Origin of the sequence: Lysinibacillus sp. fls2-241-R2A-57, from assembly GCF_030209535.1 — a bacterium.
GTDB lineage: Bacteria > Bacillota > Bacilli > Bacillales_A > Planococcaceae > Lysinibacillus.
This window is the reverse complement of the sequence record NZ_JARVRU010000026.1, coordinates 39,915-54,808: the sequence shown is the minus strand read 5'-3', so window position 1 is coordinate 54,808 and position 14,894 is coordinate 39,915. Positions and strand designations below refer to the sequence as shown.

The following is a 14,894-nucleotide window of genomic DNA, read 5'->3' as shown; positions in this document are numbered from 1 at the left end:
TAAGACCCCAGCTTCTTCCTTCGAAGTGTTCGTGGGGTCAATTTTAGTTATCTACTTAATTGAAGATACACATCTATCAAGGAAAGACAGTTCTATTTTTGAAACGGTGTAAACCATGTTTTGGCGTTTTCTTGCACTTTTTTCGCTACCTCTTCTGGTGTTACCTGACCTAAATACATGCCTTGTAACTCACTTTCGAGCAAGCTCTTTGTTGTCGGATCGCCACCTGTAAAATTTGTAACCCACATATACGGTGTTGCTTCATTTTCGGTGGATTTGCTAATGTCATTTAATAATGCATTGTCAGAGGTAATACCAGGAATTGCACTAATCATTGAAAATTCCTTTACAAATAGCTCTCCAAATTCCTTCGTTGTTAAAAACTCTAAAAATAGTTTAGCCGCATCCTTATGTTTCGAATTTGCATTAATAGCAAATGAACCATCTACCCAAGTCGTCACTGTTTTATTACCAGCCTTTGATGGTATCGGGAAGTAACCTAAATCTAAATCTGGATTCATTTCTAGCACAACTGGAATTTCCCAGCTACCTAGCGGGAACATAGCTGCATCACCTAATGCAAATAATGTACGAATATCATCCATCCCTAACCCTTCTGAATTTGCTGGGAAGTATTTTTTCAAGTCATTCATCACCTGTATAGATTCTATAAACTTCGGATCTGTAAAGTCTTTTTCTCCCGCAAGTACTGCTTGATAGAAATCATTTCCTTCATAAATAGCAGGACCTACAATGCCGTGCAGCAACGACAATAACCAGCCTTCTTTAGTGCCCATTGCAATCGGCGTAATACCCTTTTCTAGCAATTTATCATTAAGAGCTATGAATTCATCCCAAGTAGTAGGTATTTCTAAGTTATTATCTTTAAAAATCTTTTTATTGTAGAAGAATTGAGTGGAGCTCAAGTTAATGGGTACACCATACTGATTCCCTTCTTGATCGCGGGAAGCTATTAATGCTTCTTCAGGATATGCATCCAAACCTTTTAAGCCGGTAATTTTTTCCACATAACCAGCCTCAGCAAGCTTTAATCCTGCAGCATACGGACGTAAATGAAAGATATCTGGACCTTCACCAGCTTGTAATGCTGTGTTTAACACCGTGTTATATTCCGTATTTTTGGTTGGGTTAAATGCTATGTTTATGTCGGGATGTTGTTCATTAAATAACGCAATGACTTTTTCATATTTGGCAACATCCTCTGTACGCCAACTCCCTATCGTTAATGAAACTTTCTCTGTATTTCCTTTATCCTCTTTATCAGGCGTTGTAGAGCTTGTTGATTTCTTATCTGAGGAACAGCCTACTAATGCCACAACGAGTAACAAAAGGAACAGGAACAACCATTTGTTCATTTGTTTCATAACAGCAAATCCACCCTTCATGTAATTAGATTTTCATAGATCATCGTATGAAGTTTTTCTCTAATTCCCCTTATGTTCGTATTTCTTCCATAATGAACAGCGTTTGTAAGTAAAATAACAAATGCCTTTTTGACAGGATCCATCCAAATACTTGTGCCAGTAAATCCTGTATGCCCAAAAGAGCCCTTCGTCCACCCCCTACCAAAACAAAATGTTGAACGATCTCCATTCCAAACTTCAAAGCCAAGTCCTCTGTTATCTATTGTTTTCGTAAATGCCAGCTTCATCCACTCAACTGGTATAGTAGATTGCTGCGTTATGCCTAACCAATATTCCGCATACTTTGCTAAATCCTCTGCACACGAAAATAACCCTGCACTACCGGCTACTCCACCTAATAGTAGTGCTTTTTCATCGTGTACAATTCCTTGCACAAATTTACCTGCTACCATTTCTGTAGCTGCCGCTTCCCTCCTTTTCTGCTCGGATAGTCGAAAACTTGTATTATGCATACCCCACGGCTCGAAAATCTCTTGCTCTACAAAATTTTGAAAAGGCAGACCTGCGACATTTTCGATCGTCTTCCCTAATAAAATCATCCCTATATCACTGTATCGTACTTTTTCATTTGGCTGTCCTATTACATCACAAGCCAAAACCTCCTGCATAATATCACGCTGCTGGTGTCTTTTAACAGATGGCTCTAAGCCTGCCGGTAGCCCAGAGCTATGTTGTAATAAATGTTGTATTGTAATGTGCGGGAATCTAAAATTCGGTAAATGTTTTTGTACTGAATCCATCAAGTTCAACTTGTTCCTACTAATTAGTAAAAGAATAGCTGGTAATGTGGCGACAACTTTTGTTAAGGATGCCAAATCAAACAAAGTATTTTTGGAAATAATTTGCTTACTCAAATCCTCAGCTGTATACACTCCATAGCTTTTTGACAATATACGTCTATGCTGATGTTGGACAATAAGCACTGCTCCTGGAATTTCATTGTCCATCACTAAGCGATTCATATATGCATCTACCAAATAAACACCTCACATTTAAAATGACTAAATTTTCTGTAAATTACTAATATGATATAAAATATAATGACGAAAAACAACATAAATTTTAAAATATTTTTTCATTTTGAGTAATGCTCTTTTAAAATGAATCAATACCATCAATCCTTATGTATAAAATGATGATTTCATGATAACTTATTTTGCGTACCCTTTAAACGCGGTATGATATGTACAATTAATTACACAATTTATTGCATAGTATATAGAGTAAAGGATGGTGACAACAATGGTGGATAAAGAGAAATCCTTTGGTCATTCTGTTGATTTAGATTTCATCAAGAACAATGTGTTTGGCATTACCGATATCAAGCGAGGCAATCGTTTAAACGAGATTTTAGAAACATATGAACATGGTGCTAACGACTTTTACGTTGTACAAAGTACACAACAAAAAGGCAAAGCTGTTATTGCTAACTTGGATTTTTTCACAGAGCTTCTTCGAGCAAAAGAACTATTGGATGCTATTCATGATGAACATATGCAAAAAGTGATGTTAATACGTAAAGATGATGAGGCAAAGATTCCATTAAAAGAGGCTCTAGGAGATGAAGATTTAGATTTTAATGAAATCATAGCAATGGCAGATCAATTTGATGAGGTTATCGACTAATGCCAGCTTGGTTAGATCGACTAGAGGCTGAATGACTAAAATTCCATACACGCTTTCGCTACAAAAATATTTGTTGCTGTCGCTAAGTTAGCCCTTCGCTTTCGCACAGTAATTTTTTTGCTGTATGAACATAAAAAAACCCGCTAGTAGAAGTTTCTACTAACAGGTCATCATTTAATTAGTTGGTTTTTTCAAATCCATATGTGCAGCTGCACTTTCAACTTTGGAACGTTTTAAGAAGAGTGCTAGCACAAGTGCAACCACTGTAAGGCATGCAGCAATTAAGAATGAGTGAGTAATACCATCTAATAAAGCATTTTGCATAATTTGATCTTGCATTTGTTGCATTTGCTCTGGTGTTGGTGCAGCACCTGACTGTACCGCATTTGCCTTCGCTTCTGCAATTAAATCCTGAGCGGTTGCTTTTGTACGGTTATTCATAATCGTTACCATCACAGCACTACCAATTGCCCCCGCCACTTGCTGTACAGTATTATTAATGGCTGTACCATGTGGGTTCATCTTTTGAGGTATTTGGTTTAAACCGTTTGTCATAATTGGCATCATGACCATTGACAAGCCGAACATACGAATCGTGTACATTGACACAATATACGTATAGCTTGAATCCATTTCTAATTTTGCTAACCCGAATGTTGCTAGTGTTGTAATGGATAAACCGGTCATCGCTAACACTCGCGGTCCAAATTTATCAAAAAGCTTCCCTGTAATCGGCGACATAAGCCCCATTAACAGCGCCCCAGGAAGCATCATTAAGCCCGCTTCAAATGGTTCAATGCCACGAATTGATTGTACATATGCAGGTGTTAAAATCATCCCTGAGAACATAGCCATGGATACGATAACAGAAATAGCCGATCCCAACGCAAACATTGGATATTTATAAATACGTAATTCTAGTAAAGGCTGATCCATACGTAATTGTTTTAATACGAAGATCATTAAGGCGATAAAACCAACTAAAATCGTGCCGTATACCCAAGGACTTGACCAGCCCTTGTCCCCCGCTGCACTAAATCCATACAGTATACCACCGAATGCTATTGTTGATAATAATACGGATGGGAAATCTAAATGAACTTCACGTGTTTCCATCACGTTGTCTAATTTCCAAACGGCAAACAATAAACTAATAACAGCAAACGGAATAATCATTTGGAATAGCATGCGCCAATCATGGTGCTCAACAATATATCCTGACAATGTTGGACCTATCGCTGGTGCCATAATCATGACTAAACCAAATATCCCCATCGCTGCCCCACGTTTTTCTCTTGGGAAGCTAGTTAACATGACATTCATTAAAAGTGGTGACATTGTTGATGCACCCGCCGCTTGCACCATACGACCCGCTAATAACATACCGAAGTTAGGTGCAAATCCAGCCATTATTGTACCGATCGTAAAGACTGACATTGCTGCAATAAATAAATGTCTATTTTTAAAGCGTGTTACAAAGAATGCCGAAGCGGGTACCAAAATACCACTTACAAGCATATATCCTGTCGCAAGCCATTGTACCTTAGAGTACGTTGTGATACCAAAATCTTTCATGATTGTTGGTAATGCAACGTTTAACAATGTGTTATTTAGAAAAGCAACAAAAGCACCCACAAATAAAATGGCAATCATGCCATAAGGGGGCTTTTTCATTGTTTGCTCACTATTCATTTTTATCCCTCAATTCTCTCTTGTTTTTTCGATAAAACTTATTTTATACTCGCAGTCTACTTTTTTCAACAAAAAAGAATATTTTTTCCCTAAACATTGATATATAAGCGTTTTAGTTATAGAATGATAGTATAATAATTTCAAAAAGGTGAGGTTATGAACAAAAGAAAAAGACAAATAATTACTGCTGCTCGTGAACTTTTTATCGAAAAAGGATTCGTAGAAACATCCATTAACGATATTATTAGTGCAGCTAAAATTTCAAAAGGTACATTTTATAATCATTTTGCTGCCAAAAATGAATGTTTAATCGCTATTCTAGATGAAGGGCGCGAAGAGGCAAGCAATCGTCGACATGAGCTTCTTTACGGAAAAGACCCGACTGACTTAGAAGTGTTAACACAGCAAGTTGCCGTGCTCATGTATGTCAATCGGGAGCACAATCTAATTCAAATTTTCGAGTCGATTACCTCTTCTCGTGACAAAGAACTTAAAAAGATTATTTTGAACTATTACTTACAGGAGCTAGAATGGCTTGCTAATCGTTTTGTACAAGTTTTCGGTGAAGAAATTAGTACACTGAGCTATGAATGCGCTATACAGGCACTCGGAATGATTAACCTTTCATTACGAGCAGTTTTAATTTCGGATTTCCAATTTATTAGTCGCGAAACAATTGTCCGTGTAGCATTGCGTAATATTAAAGCAATTATTCCTGTAATGTTAGAATCCAAAGAAGTCATTATAAACGTTGAAATGATTAACGCTATTCAAAATGTGGTGAACTATCAATCGATTAACAAGGAAATGATTGCTAAACAATTGCATGGATTTATGAAGGAATTGCCGAAGGATGAAACAGTTGAGGGCTTAGAATACACTGAATTTTTGCTAGAAGAATTACAACGTGAGAAACCAAAGCTTTTCATCATCGAATCACTACTTACTCCTTTCAGAAAAGCATTCGTCGGGACGGGACATGCTGCTGAAGCACGCGACATCGCCAATAATTTATGGCGCTATGTAAAAATTGAGCATCCATCAGAGAGATGTATATAGTTAGGCGTGTTAATTGGGGAAAAATAGGTTTTGCTAATGTATTTCTATTTTAACTAGGGCTACTCGACTCCCGCAGAAAAGCGAGTAGCCCGTAGCGGAAATCAGCCTCTTCGAATGTCTAGAAATGGTTAATCAACACACCTGGTATATAGTAAAACACTTAAAGGAGCTATCTAGAAAGTCTCTTTCTAGATAGCCCCTCAATTAATATGGAATTTATCTATTTATTGCTTATTTGACGATCTTTTGGCCCTATCCAAAAGCCAATCACAATACTGGCAGCCACTACAAGAAAAGGTGCATACAAAATTATAAATTGATTCATTATAGTCCCTCCCTATACATGATGATTACGTTTACCGCTAGCATAGTCACGATCAAACACAAACCATTTCATTACTAAATATAGTGAAGGAATGAGTAGAACTAGCCCTCCAATAAACGCTATCACTAAGGCAACAGCCATTGTTTCGTTTGTAAAGCTGTCATAGACTGATAGGTACGGATACAGTAAATAAGGATAATGTGAAATACCATAACCGAAAAATGCAAATCCGAATTGTGCAACCATTAAAAAGACAGCTACTCCATAGTTTTTCTTTTTAAATAAAAGAATTAGTGTGATAAAAAAGAGAACACCTGATATTGCGAAAAGCCACCACAGATTTAACATATTTTCATAATGCTCAGGCACATGTCCCTTTAACGCCACCATAACTCCTATTACACTTATGACGAGCGGTAACGACCAACCGAGCGCATACTTTCTCATTAAATTAGAAGCATGTTCATCTTGCGCTCTTTTCCCATACCAAGTTAAGAAGACAGCCGAAATATACAAAACCGCCATTATACTTAATAGCACAACAGACCAAGTTAACGGACTTGTGAAAAGTTTAGCAATTTGTAAGTGTGGCTCATCATTGACAATGTTCACGAACCCTCCCTCAGATATCGTTAATACAATAGAAAGGGATGCTGGTATGAATAAACCAGTAATTCCATACATCAATGTATAACCGATGTGTATACCATTCGAACTGTAAGATTCAAATGCATAATAACTACCTCTAATTGCAATTAATATTAATGAGATACTGACCGGCACTAGCAAAATTGTGCCATAATAGTAAGCCGACTGAGGAAAGAACCCTACTATTCCTACAAAGAAAAATACAAGGAAGACGTTTGTAATTTCCCACACCGGAGATAAATAGCGCTTAATGACATTTGCCAATATACGGTCTTTCCCAACCATGACACTATAAGCATTAAAGAAGCCTGCTCCAAAGTCTATGGATGCAACAATGACATAGCCAAAAAGAAATAACCATAGTACTGAAATTCCTAAGATTTCTAAGCTCATTGTCCTTCACATCCTTCCACTTGTTTATGTTCTTCAATTTCACGTTCGATTGGATTGTTACGGAACATACGAATAAGTGCTACGACACTTCCTATTGCTAATACAATGTAAAGCCCTGCAAATAGTATTAGCATAGTATCGACCTGACCACTTGTTGTGGCTCCTTCCGCCGTTTTCATATAACCACGAAGTATCCAAGGCTGACGCCCTACTTCCGCAAACCACCAGCCTACCTCAACAGCAATAAGCGCTAGTGGACCACCTGCCACTACTATTCTCTTAAAGCTTTTTGAAGAAACGAACTTCCATCCTCGCCACTTACCTAGTACATAAATAGCTGCAACGGCTATTAAGAAAATCCCGATTACTACCATGATGTCAAACAAATAATGGATGTAAAGTGGAGGTTGTTCATCCTCAGGAAATTGATCTAAACCTTTTACTTCTGCAAAAGGATTATTATGCGCCAATACACTCAGTGCGTACGGTACTTTAATGGCATATTTTACTTCTTCTCCATCTAATACACCAAATAGTACAAGCGAAGCATCCTCTTTTGTTTCAAAATGCCATTCAGCAGCAGCTAATTTTTCAGGTTGATATTCAGCTAAATACTTCCCAGAAAAGTCACCTACGATCAGTGCTGCTAGCGAAAATACTAATCCAAGTTTCATTAATAGATGTAACGATTTTTTATGATACACATGCTTCGATCCTCGCAGCATACGATAAGCTGCGATAGAAGCTAATAAAAATGCTGCCGTCATATAAGATGTCACTAATACATGCGCTACCTTCGTTGGCATTGCAGGATTTAACATAGCAAGTACAGGCTGAATATTCACAAGCTCCCCATCTACAAGATCAAAGCCTTGTGGTGCGTTCATAAATGCATTCACAATCGTAATAAAAACGGCCGACATAGAAGCACCAATAGCTACTGGAACCAATAATAATAGATGTCGCTTTGGATTTTTGAATCGATCCCATGTATATAAATAAAGCCCTAAGAAAATTGCTTCCACAAAGAACGCGAACGTTTCCATAAACAACGGCAATGCTATAACTTGACCAGCCAACTCCATAAAACTTGGCCACAGTAGTGATAACTGCAATCCAATAGCAGTACCAGTCACAACACCTATCGCTACAGTAATGACAAACCCTCTTGCCCATCTTCTTGCGAGTAGTAAATAGTGTTCGTCATTATTTTTTAATCCGACCCATTGAGCAATCATTATCATTAAAGGTATGCCAACGCCAATCGTTGCGTAAATAATATGGAATGACAATGTTAACTCTGTTAAGGCTCGACTCCATATTACAGCTGAATCATTCATTTAATTTCATCTCCTATGTACCAAAAATTCTTCCAACTAGTGAAAGAAGCATTATCCCAGCTACAAAAAAACTCATAATTATTAGCTTTTTCTCCTGTGATTTATAGGCAACAACTTTTTGTTTTTTAAACATCATCAATCAACCCCAATTTTAATCGCTGTCGTTAAAATGAGTACGGCTACAATACATTGCAAAATTTTCGCTTTCTTTTTTACCTACTTTTGTGCCAAGCGGAGCCGTCAGTCTTTATGGTAATGAAAATGCCGCTAAGGCAAAAGGTGGCGGTATAGATAGCGGCATTGCGTATTTAATGATTGAACCGCGTATTCCCAACATACCGGACACAAAAGATCCAACGCATCCCGTCAGGAAAATCGCAATTAAAAATGTTATATCCACTGCGCTTGCATCTCCTTTTATTCATGTGCTTTCAGTATAGTCCCGCTGCTTTTTCAGACATATAGGGGTTTTCCACTATTAGCTTTCCTCACTGTGACAATATTGCAAATTACTTTGAATAAGAAGAACAAATATGCTAAAGTGCTACATCTGGTGCGAGGGATCGAAGCGACCTCGAGGTACAAAAACATTTGTTGAATGAAGATAAAAAAAAGACCACTCCTTGTTCGAGTGATCCTGTAACCGGTCTAACATCCTTTTGGCATATAATATTTCGATAAAGCTTTCGCTTCTTACAACAATGAGCTATTACATATAGTTATTTGCAAGCCCATACTGAATAAGCTCAGCTTTATTACTTAAATCAAGCTTTTGCATAATATTCGATTTATGATTTTCAACCGTTTTACTGCTGATATATAGCTGTTCAGCAATTTGGACATTCGTATACCCTAGAACTGTTAACCTCATTATTTCCTGCTCACGCACAGTTAAAATGCATTTATCTTCATGCCCTTTGTGTTCAAACAATTTATTAATCTGTTCTTGTGGAATACCAACGTTATAATATACACGACCACTTGATACAGCATGGATAGCCTCATAAAGGACCCCACCTTGACTATTTTTCAAAATATAACCATGAGCTTCAACAGCAATCGCTTTTTGAATATAAGCAACTTCATTATGCATTGTTAACATAATAATTTTAACGTTGGGCATTTGTTTATGAATTTCTTGAGTAGCCGTAAATCCATCTAATCCATTCGGAATGGATACATCCATCAAAATGACATCTGGTTCTAATGATATTGCCTGAGTTATCGCCTCTGCTCCATCACCTGCTTCACCTACAACGTCTACATCTTTATAATTTTCCAATAAAAGAACAAGTCCTTTACGGATTAGCACATGATCATCTACTACTAAAACACGAATCATCTATAGTCATCCTTCCAATTAGGTACTTGAATACTAATTTTTGTACCTTTATCGTAAGCAGAAGTAATATTAAAAGATCCGCCTAACAAAGTTATTCGCTCCTCCATATGTTTTAAGCCAAGTCCTTCTTTCTTCACGTGCTGTAGATCGAATCCTACGCCATTATCTTCTATATAGAGCGCTAAATCTCCAGCTTTCTTTTCGAGCCGAATAACGACCTTAGAAGCCTTTGCATATTTAACAATATTGTGTAAAGCCTCTTGTACAACGCGGTAAATATTGATTTCTACAGATGGATGGCAACGTTCTTCAAAATCCGTTTCGAATACTATAGAAATACCGGGATGAACCTTCTGCACTGAATCTACAAGTGTACCTAATGTAGGTGAAATCCCTAACTGGTCAATGCTTTGCGGGCGGAGCTGATAGGCGTACAATTTAATATCATTCATTACTTGCCCTAGCTCATTGCGTACTTCTTCAATATACGTATTTAACTTTTCATTATCTTTGACATAGGATTCTATCGCTTGCAATGCAACAGAAATTGTAAATAGCGATTGGCCAACGCCATCATGTAATTCCTGCGCAAGCCTTTTATGTTCTTCCTCTTTCGCCTCAATCAGCTGTTTAATAATCAGTTTTGAAATCCGAGCCTCTTCTTCCTTTAACTGTAGGGTTTGATCGCGCAGTACAAGCAGAAACTCTTGCTCGTTTGTTTTACTGTCTGTATACATCAGTGCTGTGCTAATTTCAACATCTATTTTACAACCATGATACGTAAGCATTTTCGATAAAAAATAGGGAACCTCATTATGTTCTATTAAATAACATGTATGTTCTGTTGGAGACTTTTGGCGATTTTCACAAAATGAACAAAAGGGCACTCGATTTCCTAATTCCCATCCCGTTAATCTCATCGCTGATGGATTCATCATTAAAATTTCACGATTGTGATTCATAATGATGATGCCGTCTTGAATGTATTGAAATATTTGCTGTAAATATTTATTTTTTAACTGTTCTTTCTCCAAGCTAAACACACTCCTGGCTTAAAATGAAGGCACACCGAAAAATACGTTTCTTATATTTCTTTGAAGTTACCTTCCTTTAAGTTTACTTGTTACAATCAACACTTTGCCCTATATTTTATCTTCTATCAAGGTATAACTCTTCGCTTCATGTTCTGATTTCCAAATGATGAGAACGCTCATATTTTTTTGGATCATCGCCATAACATGTGATTGATTTCCGTTCCGACTGGGCGCTTTCCCGGAGCATCCGATGAGCCCCCAGCCTCTAATCCAATTAATATATGGCATACGTTTTACCAAATGTCATCCCTAACTTTTGGTAATGAGCCAAAAAACTATTATTTACAATTAAATTTCAACACAAAAACAGTACCTTCTGCTCCTGATTGGACACTAATGGTACCATTGTGTAAATCAATTAACTGCTTAGTAATTGCCAATCCTAGACCTGTACCCGTTGTATCATCAGTCGTATTAGTACCTCGATAATAGCGTTCAAAAAGATTATCTAGCTCTTCTTGCGGAATGCCAGGACCTTGGTCGGCAATTGTTAGCATAATGCCCTTGCCTATATTTTGCGCTTCTACATTTACCTTTGTACCAACAGGAGTATATTTTTTAGCATTCGTAATTAAATTATCTAAAATGCGCTTTAATAGAAGCTCGTCCGCTTCGAGCACAACATCCCCATAAACCTTCACAGACACCTGCTCATCTGCAAATTGAGGTAACCACGTGTTGAGTGTCAATAACACTTTTTCAATCTGTATCGCTTTATTTTTTAATTGATACGTATAGGTTAAGTCTTGTATAAGGGCATCCATATACGTCGCCTTCTCCTGCATCGTATTCGCAAAGATACGCATTTCTTCCTTTGTCCACTCATAATCTTCTGAAGCAAGCATTGTAGAATAACCAAAAATAGAGCTTAACGGTGTTTTTAAATCATGCGATAAGCCTGTTATCCACTCCTCACGCAATTGCTCTGCATGCTTAATTTGCCTTTCATTAAAGGATAGACGTTCCGATAAATTATTGAGGGATTCATCCACTGGCTGAAATAATTTATATTTCCTCTTCAGCTTCCCTGTCTTCCGATGATGAATTTTTTTATCTCTTACTGCACTGTAATCAAACTGTGTCAGTCGCTCAATACGAGATAGTACATAAACAAGCGGACGAACAAATTGACGGGAAACGCTAATCGATAAGAAGGTAACCCCTATTAACACTAAAATATGTCCACCAAAGAAGATGGAAACAAATAAAACCATCGCTTTAGTAAAAGGTTCATCAAATGGCTTATAGGATGGATTAGGCATGCGTACAACTAATGTCGAGCCATCCTCTAAAGCTGCACTTTGCGTAAGCTCTTTATGCTCAAAAATATCGTATTTCTCTTCTAGTAACTGAGGTTTATGTAGCTTTTTATAGCCCTTACCAATGACTCCTACACGGTCCCACTGCTCGTTATAGATTTCAACAGAAGCCTTCTTATCTTGTAAACGCTGGAGCAGTTCTGAAGAAATCTCCTCTTTTTCCTTCCAACTCTGATATACTTCCTCAAAAAGTGGTTGGACAGGTGATGTCGGGAGGAATAGCAAATAGTATTTAGGAATCTCCCACGTGTGCATTCCTGGACGTTTAAGAGCAATGATTTCGTTATCTGTCATTCCACATAGTTCACAACTATCTCCCGTGTAATCAACGATGTCCATCGATTGATCGAACAAATATAATTGCCCTGCGTTCTCCTTCGCTCGCTTCACTAAATAATCAGCAAGCTTAATAGATCCTCCTTCTTCTACGACAGCATCATCTTTTATTTCAGAAGAAGTCATGATATGAATATTGTCACCAACATGACCATTGATAAAGATTGCAAAAAATATCAAACTAATAATAAAGCCTGAAATGATTAGTAAATAAAATACGATGAAATAAGACACGAAACGAAGTGATAATTTTCCAGCTGGCTTCATGATTGAACATCTCCAACTAGTTTATAGCCAATCCCCCTCACAGTTATAATGCAAGTTGGTTTACCAGGATTCTTTTCAATTTTTTCTCGCAGTTTTCGAATATGAACCATCACTGTATTATCATCAAACAAACAATCGCCCCAGACTCGCTCATAAATTTGCTCCTTCGATAATACTTGCCCTACATTTTCACACAAAAATTTCAATAAATGAAATAATCGCCCACTAATAATTTCCTTTGTATCATTAACAGTTATCTCTGCTGCATCGATATCAAATGTAAAGCGACTACATGTAAATAAATGACTTTCTGGCACACGCTTTTTCTTTATATATCTTGCAAGCTGTACTTTCACCCTTGCAACAAGCTCAAGTGGATTAAATGGCTTCGTAATATAATCGTCTGCGCCATTCATAAAACCACGAAGCTTATCTGCATCACTACCTTTTGCTGTTAAAAAGAATATAGGTGCATCACTTTGCTCACGAATCATATTCGCCATATCAAGCCCACTACCGTCTGGAAGCATAATATCTAAAAGGTAAAAATCAAAAACCTTATTTTCAATTTTCTTTTTTGCTTCTTGAACAGTGCCGCAGAGTGTAATGTTTAAAAATCCTTCTTTTCTTAATATAATTTCAATCATTTCCGCAATTGCATGTTCGTCCTCTAACACTAAAATTGAAGCATCTTGCATTCTCTCACCTACTTTTAAGATTACTTTAAGGTAGTCATTATTCCACCATAAGTTATTCCAACTATACTATGTATAAGATAACCAATTAAGGAGATAAAACGCAATGACAACAAACCGTGTTACTTTCATTGATACAATGCGTGGGTTTAGTTTATTTGGCATCTTAATGGCGAATTTGTTGATTTTCCAGTTTGGCATGTACGGTAATGATGAACTAAAAAATCTATCCACCCTCGATAATGGGGCCTTGTATTTTGTAGAAATTTTTATAGAAGGCTCATTTATGCCGATTTTTACAATTTTATTCGGCTTCTCTCTTATTAAACTGATTGAGTCTATTCGTAAAAAAAAGGATAAGAGTCGATGGTCTATTTTACGTCGTGCAACAGGGTTAATTGCCTTAGGATGGCTCCATTCATTTTTATGGGATGGCGATATTTTATTTTCCTATGGATGCATGACTCTATTTTTAATCCCATTTATTAATCGCAAACCAAAAACATTATTTGTTTGGGCTGGTATCTTATTCTTACTTACAACAGCCTTATCATTCGGTTCTGCAACCGAATCCGAAAAAGAACAAAAAGAGATGGCAACTTTTATTGAGAAAGCCAATGATGTGTATGCTAATGGAAGCTATTTAGAAATACAGGATTTTCGTTCAAATGTTCTCCCTCCTGGAATGGATGATCCTGCTTTCATATTCATTCTTCTCATTATTGCACCAGTATTTTTTGCTTCATTATTCCTCTTCGGTATGGGGCTCGCTAAAAAACAAGCTTTTGTAAATATGGAGGACGAAAAGAAATGGTATAAGTTAGGTGCCTTGCTCGTTCCAATAGGGCTAGCTTGTAAAAGTTTAAGTTTTATAGAAAGTAACTTTTCTGGCATGTTGATGATGGGTGGTTCTCAGCTACTGTCAGTTGGCTATGTCTGCCTTGCAGCTTTATTATATAAAACTCGCCCAGTACAACTGCTAGCTCCTGCTTTCGAGAGTGTCGGTAAACTATCATTAACCAATTATCTAATGCAAACGATCATTTGTACAACAGTATTTTACGGATATGGTCTAGGCTTATTCGGCAAGCTAGGCGTGTTCGGCGGTATTTTATTTGGAATCGTTTTGTATAGCTTACAATGTGTTTTCAGCCTTGCCTATTTAAAGAGATTTAAACGCGGACCATTTGAAACTGTACTGCGAGTTTGGACGAATTGGTCTTGGAACGGACAGCTTAAAATCAAACAGAAAGGAAGTACTATACATGGATAGTGACTCCAAAGAGGATTTTACAGACACATGGTGGTTTTTA

At 37.2% G+C, this 14,894-nt stretch carries 14 protein-coding genes; 4 read left to right on the top strand and 10 right to left on the bottom strand.

What is annotated here, in order from left to right:
* Positions 1 to 92: 92 nt before the first annotated feature.
* Complete coding sequence (locus QRN68_RS05225) at positions 93 to 1,406, bottom strand: ABC transporter substrate-binding protein (RefSeq protein WP_481817431.1); 1,314 nt, start codon at positions 1,404 to 1,406, stop codon at positions 93 to 95.
* A complete protein-coding gene (locus QRN68_RS05220; protein ID WP_285395687.1) occupies positions 1,403 to 2,422 on the bottom strand; it encodes a serine hydrolase domain-containing protein in 1,020 nt (339 codons plus the stop codon). Before QRN68_RS05220 ends, QRN68_RS05225 begins: the two co-directional genes overlap by 4 nt.
* Positions 2,423 to 2,687: 265 nt before the next feature.
* Here QRN68_RS05220 and QRN68_RS05215 point away from each other — a divergent pair, with 265 nt between their 5' ends.
* The gene (locus tag QRN68_RS05215; protein ID WP_285395686.1) at positions 2,688 to 3,071 is read left to right on the top strand and encodes a hypothetical protein; all 384 of its coding nucleotides are present in this window, start codon (positions 2,688 to 2,690) and stop codon (positions 3,069 to 3,071) included.
* 174 nt (positions 3,072 to 3,245) lie between these two features.
* On the opposite strand, the gene QRN68_RS05210 is transcribed toward QRN68_RS05215, so the two are convergent.
* Positions 3,246 to 4,763, bottom strand: coding sequence for an MDR family MFS transporter (locus QRN68_RS05210; RefSeq protein ID WP_285395685.1), 1,518 nt, complete (start codon positions 4,761 to 4,763; stop codon positions 3,246 to 3,248).
* Positions 4,764 to 4,919: 156 nt separating this feature from the next.
* Between QRN68_RS05210 and QRN68_RS05205 the strand changes: the two genes are divergently transcribed.
* A complete protein-coding gene (locus QRN68_RS05205) occupies positions 4,920 to 5,822 on the top strand; it encodes a TetR/AcrR family transcriptional regulator (RefSeq protein ID WP_285395684.1) in 903 nt (300 codons plus the stop codon).
* Between the two features lie 220 nt (positions 5,823 to 6,042).
* Here the strand turns inward: QRN68_RS05205 and cydS are convergent, their stop codons facing one another.
* The 3 genes from cydS to QRN68_RS05195 are packed head-to-tail and all read right to left on the bottom strand — an operon-like array spanning position 6,043 to position 8,528.
* Positions 6,043 to 6,147 carry a cytochrome bd oxidase small subunit CydS family protein gene (gene cydS / locus QRN68_RS27060; protein ID WP_481817430.1) on the bottom strand — a complete coding sequence of 35 codons (105 nt, stop codon included), beginning with the start codon at positions 6,145 to 6,147 and terminating at the stop codon, positions 6,043 to 6,045.
* Positions 6,148 to 6,159: 12 nt separating this feature from the next.
* Entirely contained in the window at positions 6,160 to 7,188 is a 1,029-nt protein-coding gene (locus QRN68_RS05200; protein ID WP_285395683.1) for a cytochrome d ubiquinol oxidase subunit II, read from the bottom strand.
* A complete protein-coding gene (locus QRN68_RS05195) occupies positions 7,185 to 8,528 on the bottom strand; it encodes a cytochrome ubiquinol oxidase subunit I (protein ID WP_285395682.1) in 1,344 nt (447 codons plus the stop codon). Before QRN68_RS05195 ends, QRN68_RS05200 begins: the two co-directional genes overlap by 4 nt.
* A gap of 224 nt (positions 8,529 to 8,752) precedes the next feature.
* On the opposite strand from QRN68_RS05195, the gene QRN68_RS27055 reads away from it, so the two are divergent.
* A complete protein-coding gene (locus tag QRN68_RS27055) occupies positions 8,753 to 8,968 on the top strand; it encodes a hypothetical protein (protein ID WP_481817429.1) in 216 nt (71 codons plus the stop codon).
* Between the two features lie 269 nt (positions 8,969 to 9,237).
* Here QRN68_RS27055 and QRN68_RS05185 read toward each other — a convergent pair whose 3' ends face one another.
* From QRN68_RS05185 to QRN68_RS05170, 4 genes are all read right to left on the bottom strand, one after another.
* Positions 9,238 to 9,870, bottom strand: coding sequence for a response regulator (locus QRN68_RS05185; protein WP_285395681.1), 633 nt, complete (start codon positions 9,868 to 9,870; stop codon positions 9,238 to 9,240).
* The gene (locus QRN68_RS05180) at positions 9,867 to 10,904 is read right to left on the bottom strand and encodes a PAS domain-containing sensor histidine kinase (protein ID WP_285395680.1); all 1,038 of its coding nucleotides are present in this window, start codon (positions 10,902 to 10,904) and stop codon (positions 9,867 to 9,869) included. Before QRN68_RS05180 ends, QRN68_RS05185 begins: the two co-directional genes overlap by 4 nt.
* Positions 10,905 to 11,242: 338 nt before the next feature.
* Positions 11,243 to 12,886, bottom strand: a complete 1,644-nt coding sequence (locus QRN68_RS05175) for a sensor histidine kinase (RefSeq protein ID WP_285395679.1) — start codon at positions 12,884 to 12,886, stop codon at positions 11,243 to 11,245.
* Positions 12,883 to 13,584, bottom strand: coding sequence for a response regulator transcription factor (locus QRN68_RS05170; protein WP_285395678.1), 702 nt, complete (start codon positions 13,582 to 13,584; stop codon positions 12,883 to 12,885). Before QRN68_RS05170 ends, QRN68_RS05175 begins: the two co-directional genes overlap by 4 nt.
* Before the next feature lie 103 nt (positions 13,585 to 13,687).
* Between QRN68_RS05170 and QRN68_RS05165 the strand changes: the two genes are divergently transcribed.
* Positions 13,688 to 14,854: a DUF418 domain-containing protein gene (locus QRN68_RS05165; protein ID WP_285395677.1), complete on the top strand. Its 1,167-nt coding sequence runs from the start codon at positions 13,688 to 13,690 to the stop codon at positions 14,852 to 14,854.
* Positions 14,855 to 14,894 lie beyond the last annotated feature (40 nt).

Excerpts from the sequence above, each read along its gene's own strand:
- QRN68_RS05195 (WP_285395682.1), bottom strand. The coding sequence starts at position 8,528 with ATGAATGATTCAGCTGTAATATGGAGTCGAGCCTTAACAGAGTTAACA.
- cydS (WP_481817430.1), bottom strand. The coding sequence starts at position 6,147 with ATGAATCAATTTATAATTTTGTATGCACCTTTTCTTGTAGTGGCTGCC.
- QRN68_RS05210 (WP_285395685.1), bottom strand. The coding sequence starts at position 4,763 with ATGAATAGTGAGCAAACAATGAAAAAGCCCCCTTATGGCATGATTGCC.
- QRN68_RS05225 (WP_481817431.1), bottom strand. The coding sequence starts at position 1,406 with ATGAAGGGTGGATTTGCTGTTATGAAACAAATGAACAAATGGTTGTTC.
- QRN68_RS05215 (WP_285395686.1), top strand. The coding sequence starts at position 2,688 with ATGGTGGATAAAGAGAAATCCTTTGGTCATTCTGTTGATTTAGATTTC.
- QRN68_RS05175 (WP_285395679.1), bottom strand. The coding sequence starts at position 12,886 with ATGAAGCCAGCTGGAAAATTATCACTTCGTTTCGTGTCTTATTTCATC.
- QRN68_RS05185 (WP_285395681.1), bottom strand. The coding sequence starts at position 9,870 with ATGATTCGTGTTTTAGTAGTAGATGATCATGTGCTAATCCGTAAAGGA.
- QRN68_RS05205 (WP_285395684.1), top strand. The coding sequence starts at position 4,920 with ATGAACAAAAGAAAAAGACAAATAATTACTGCTGCTCGTGAACTTTTT.
- QRN68_RS05170 (WP_285395678.1), bottom strand. The coding sequence starts at position 13,584 with ATGCAAGATGCTTCAATTTTAGTGTTAGAGGACGAACATGCAATTGCG.
- QRN68_RS05200 (WP_285395683.1), bottom strand. The coding sequence starts at position 7,188 with ATGAGCTTAGAAATCTTAGGAATTTCAGTACTATGGTTATTTCTTTTT.
- QRN68_RS05165 (WP_285395677.1), top strand. The coding sequence starts at position 13,688 with ATGACAACAAACCGTGTTACTTTCATTGATACAATGCGTGGGTTTAGT.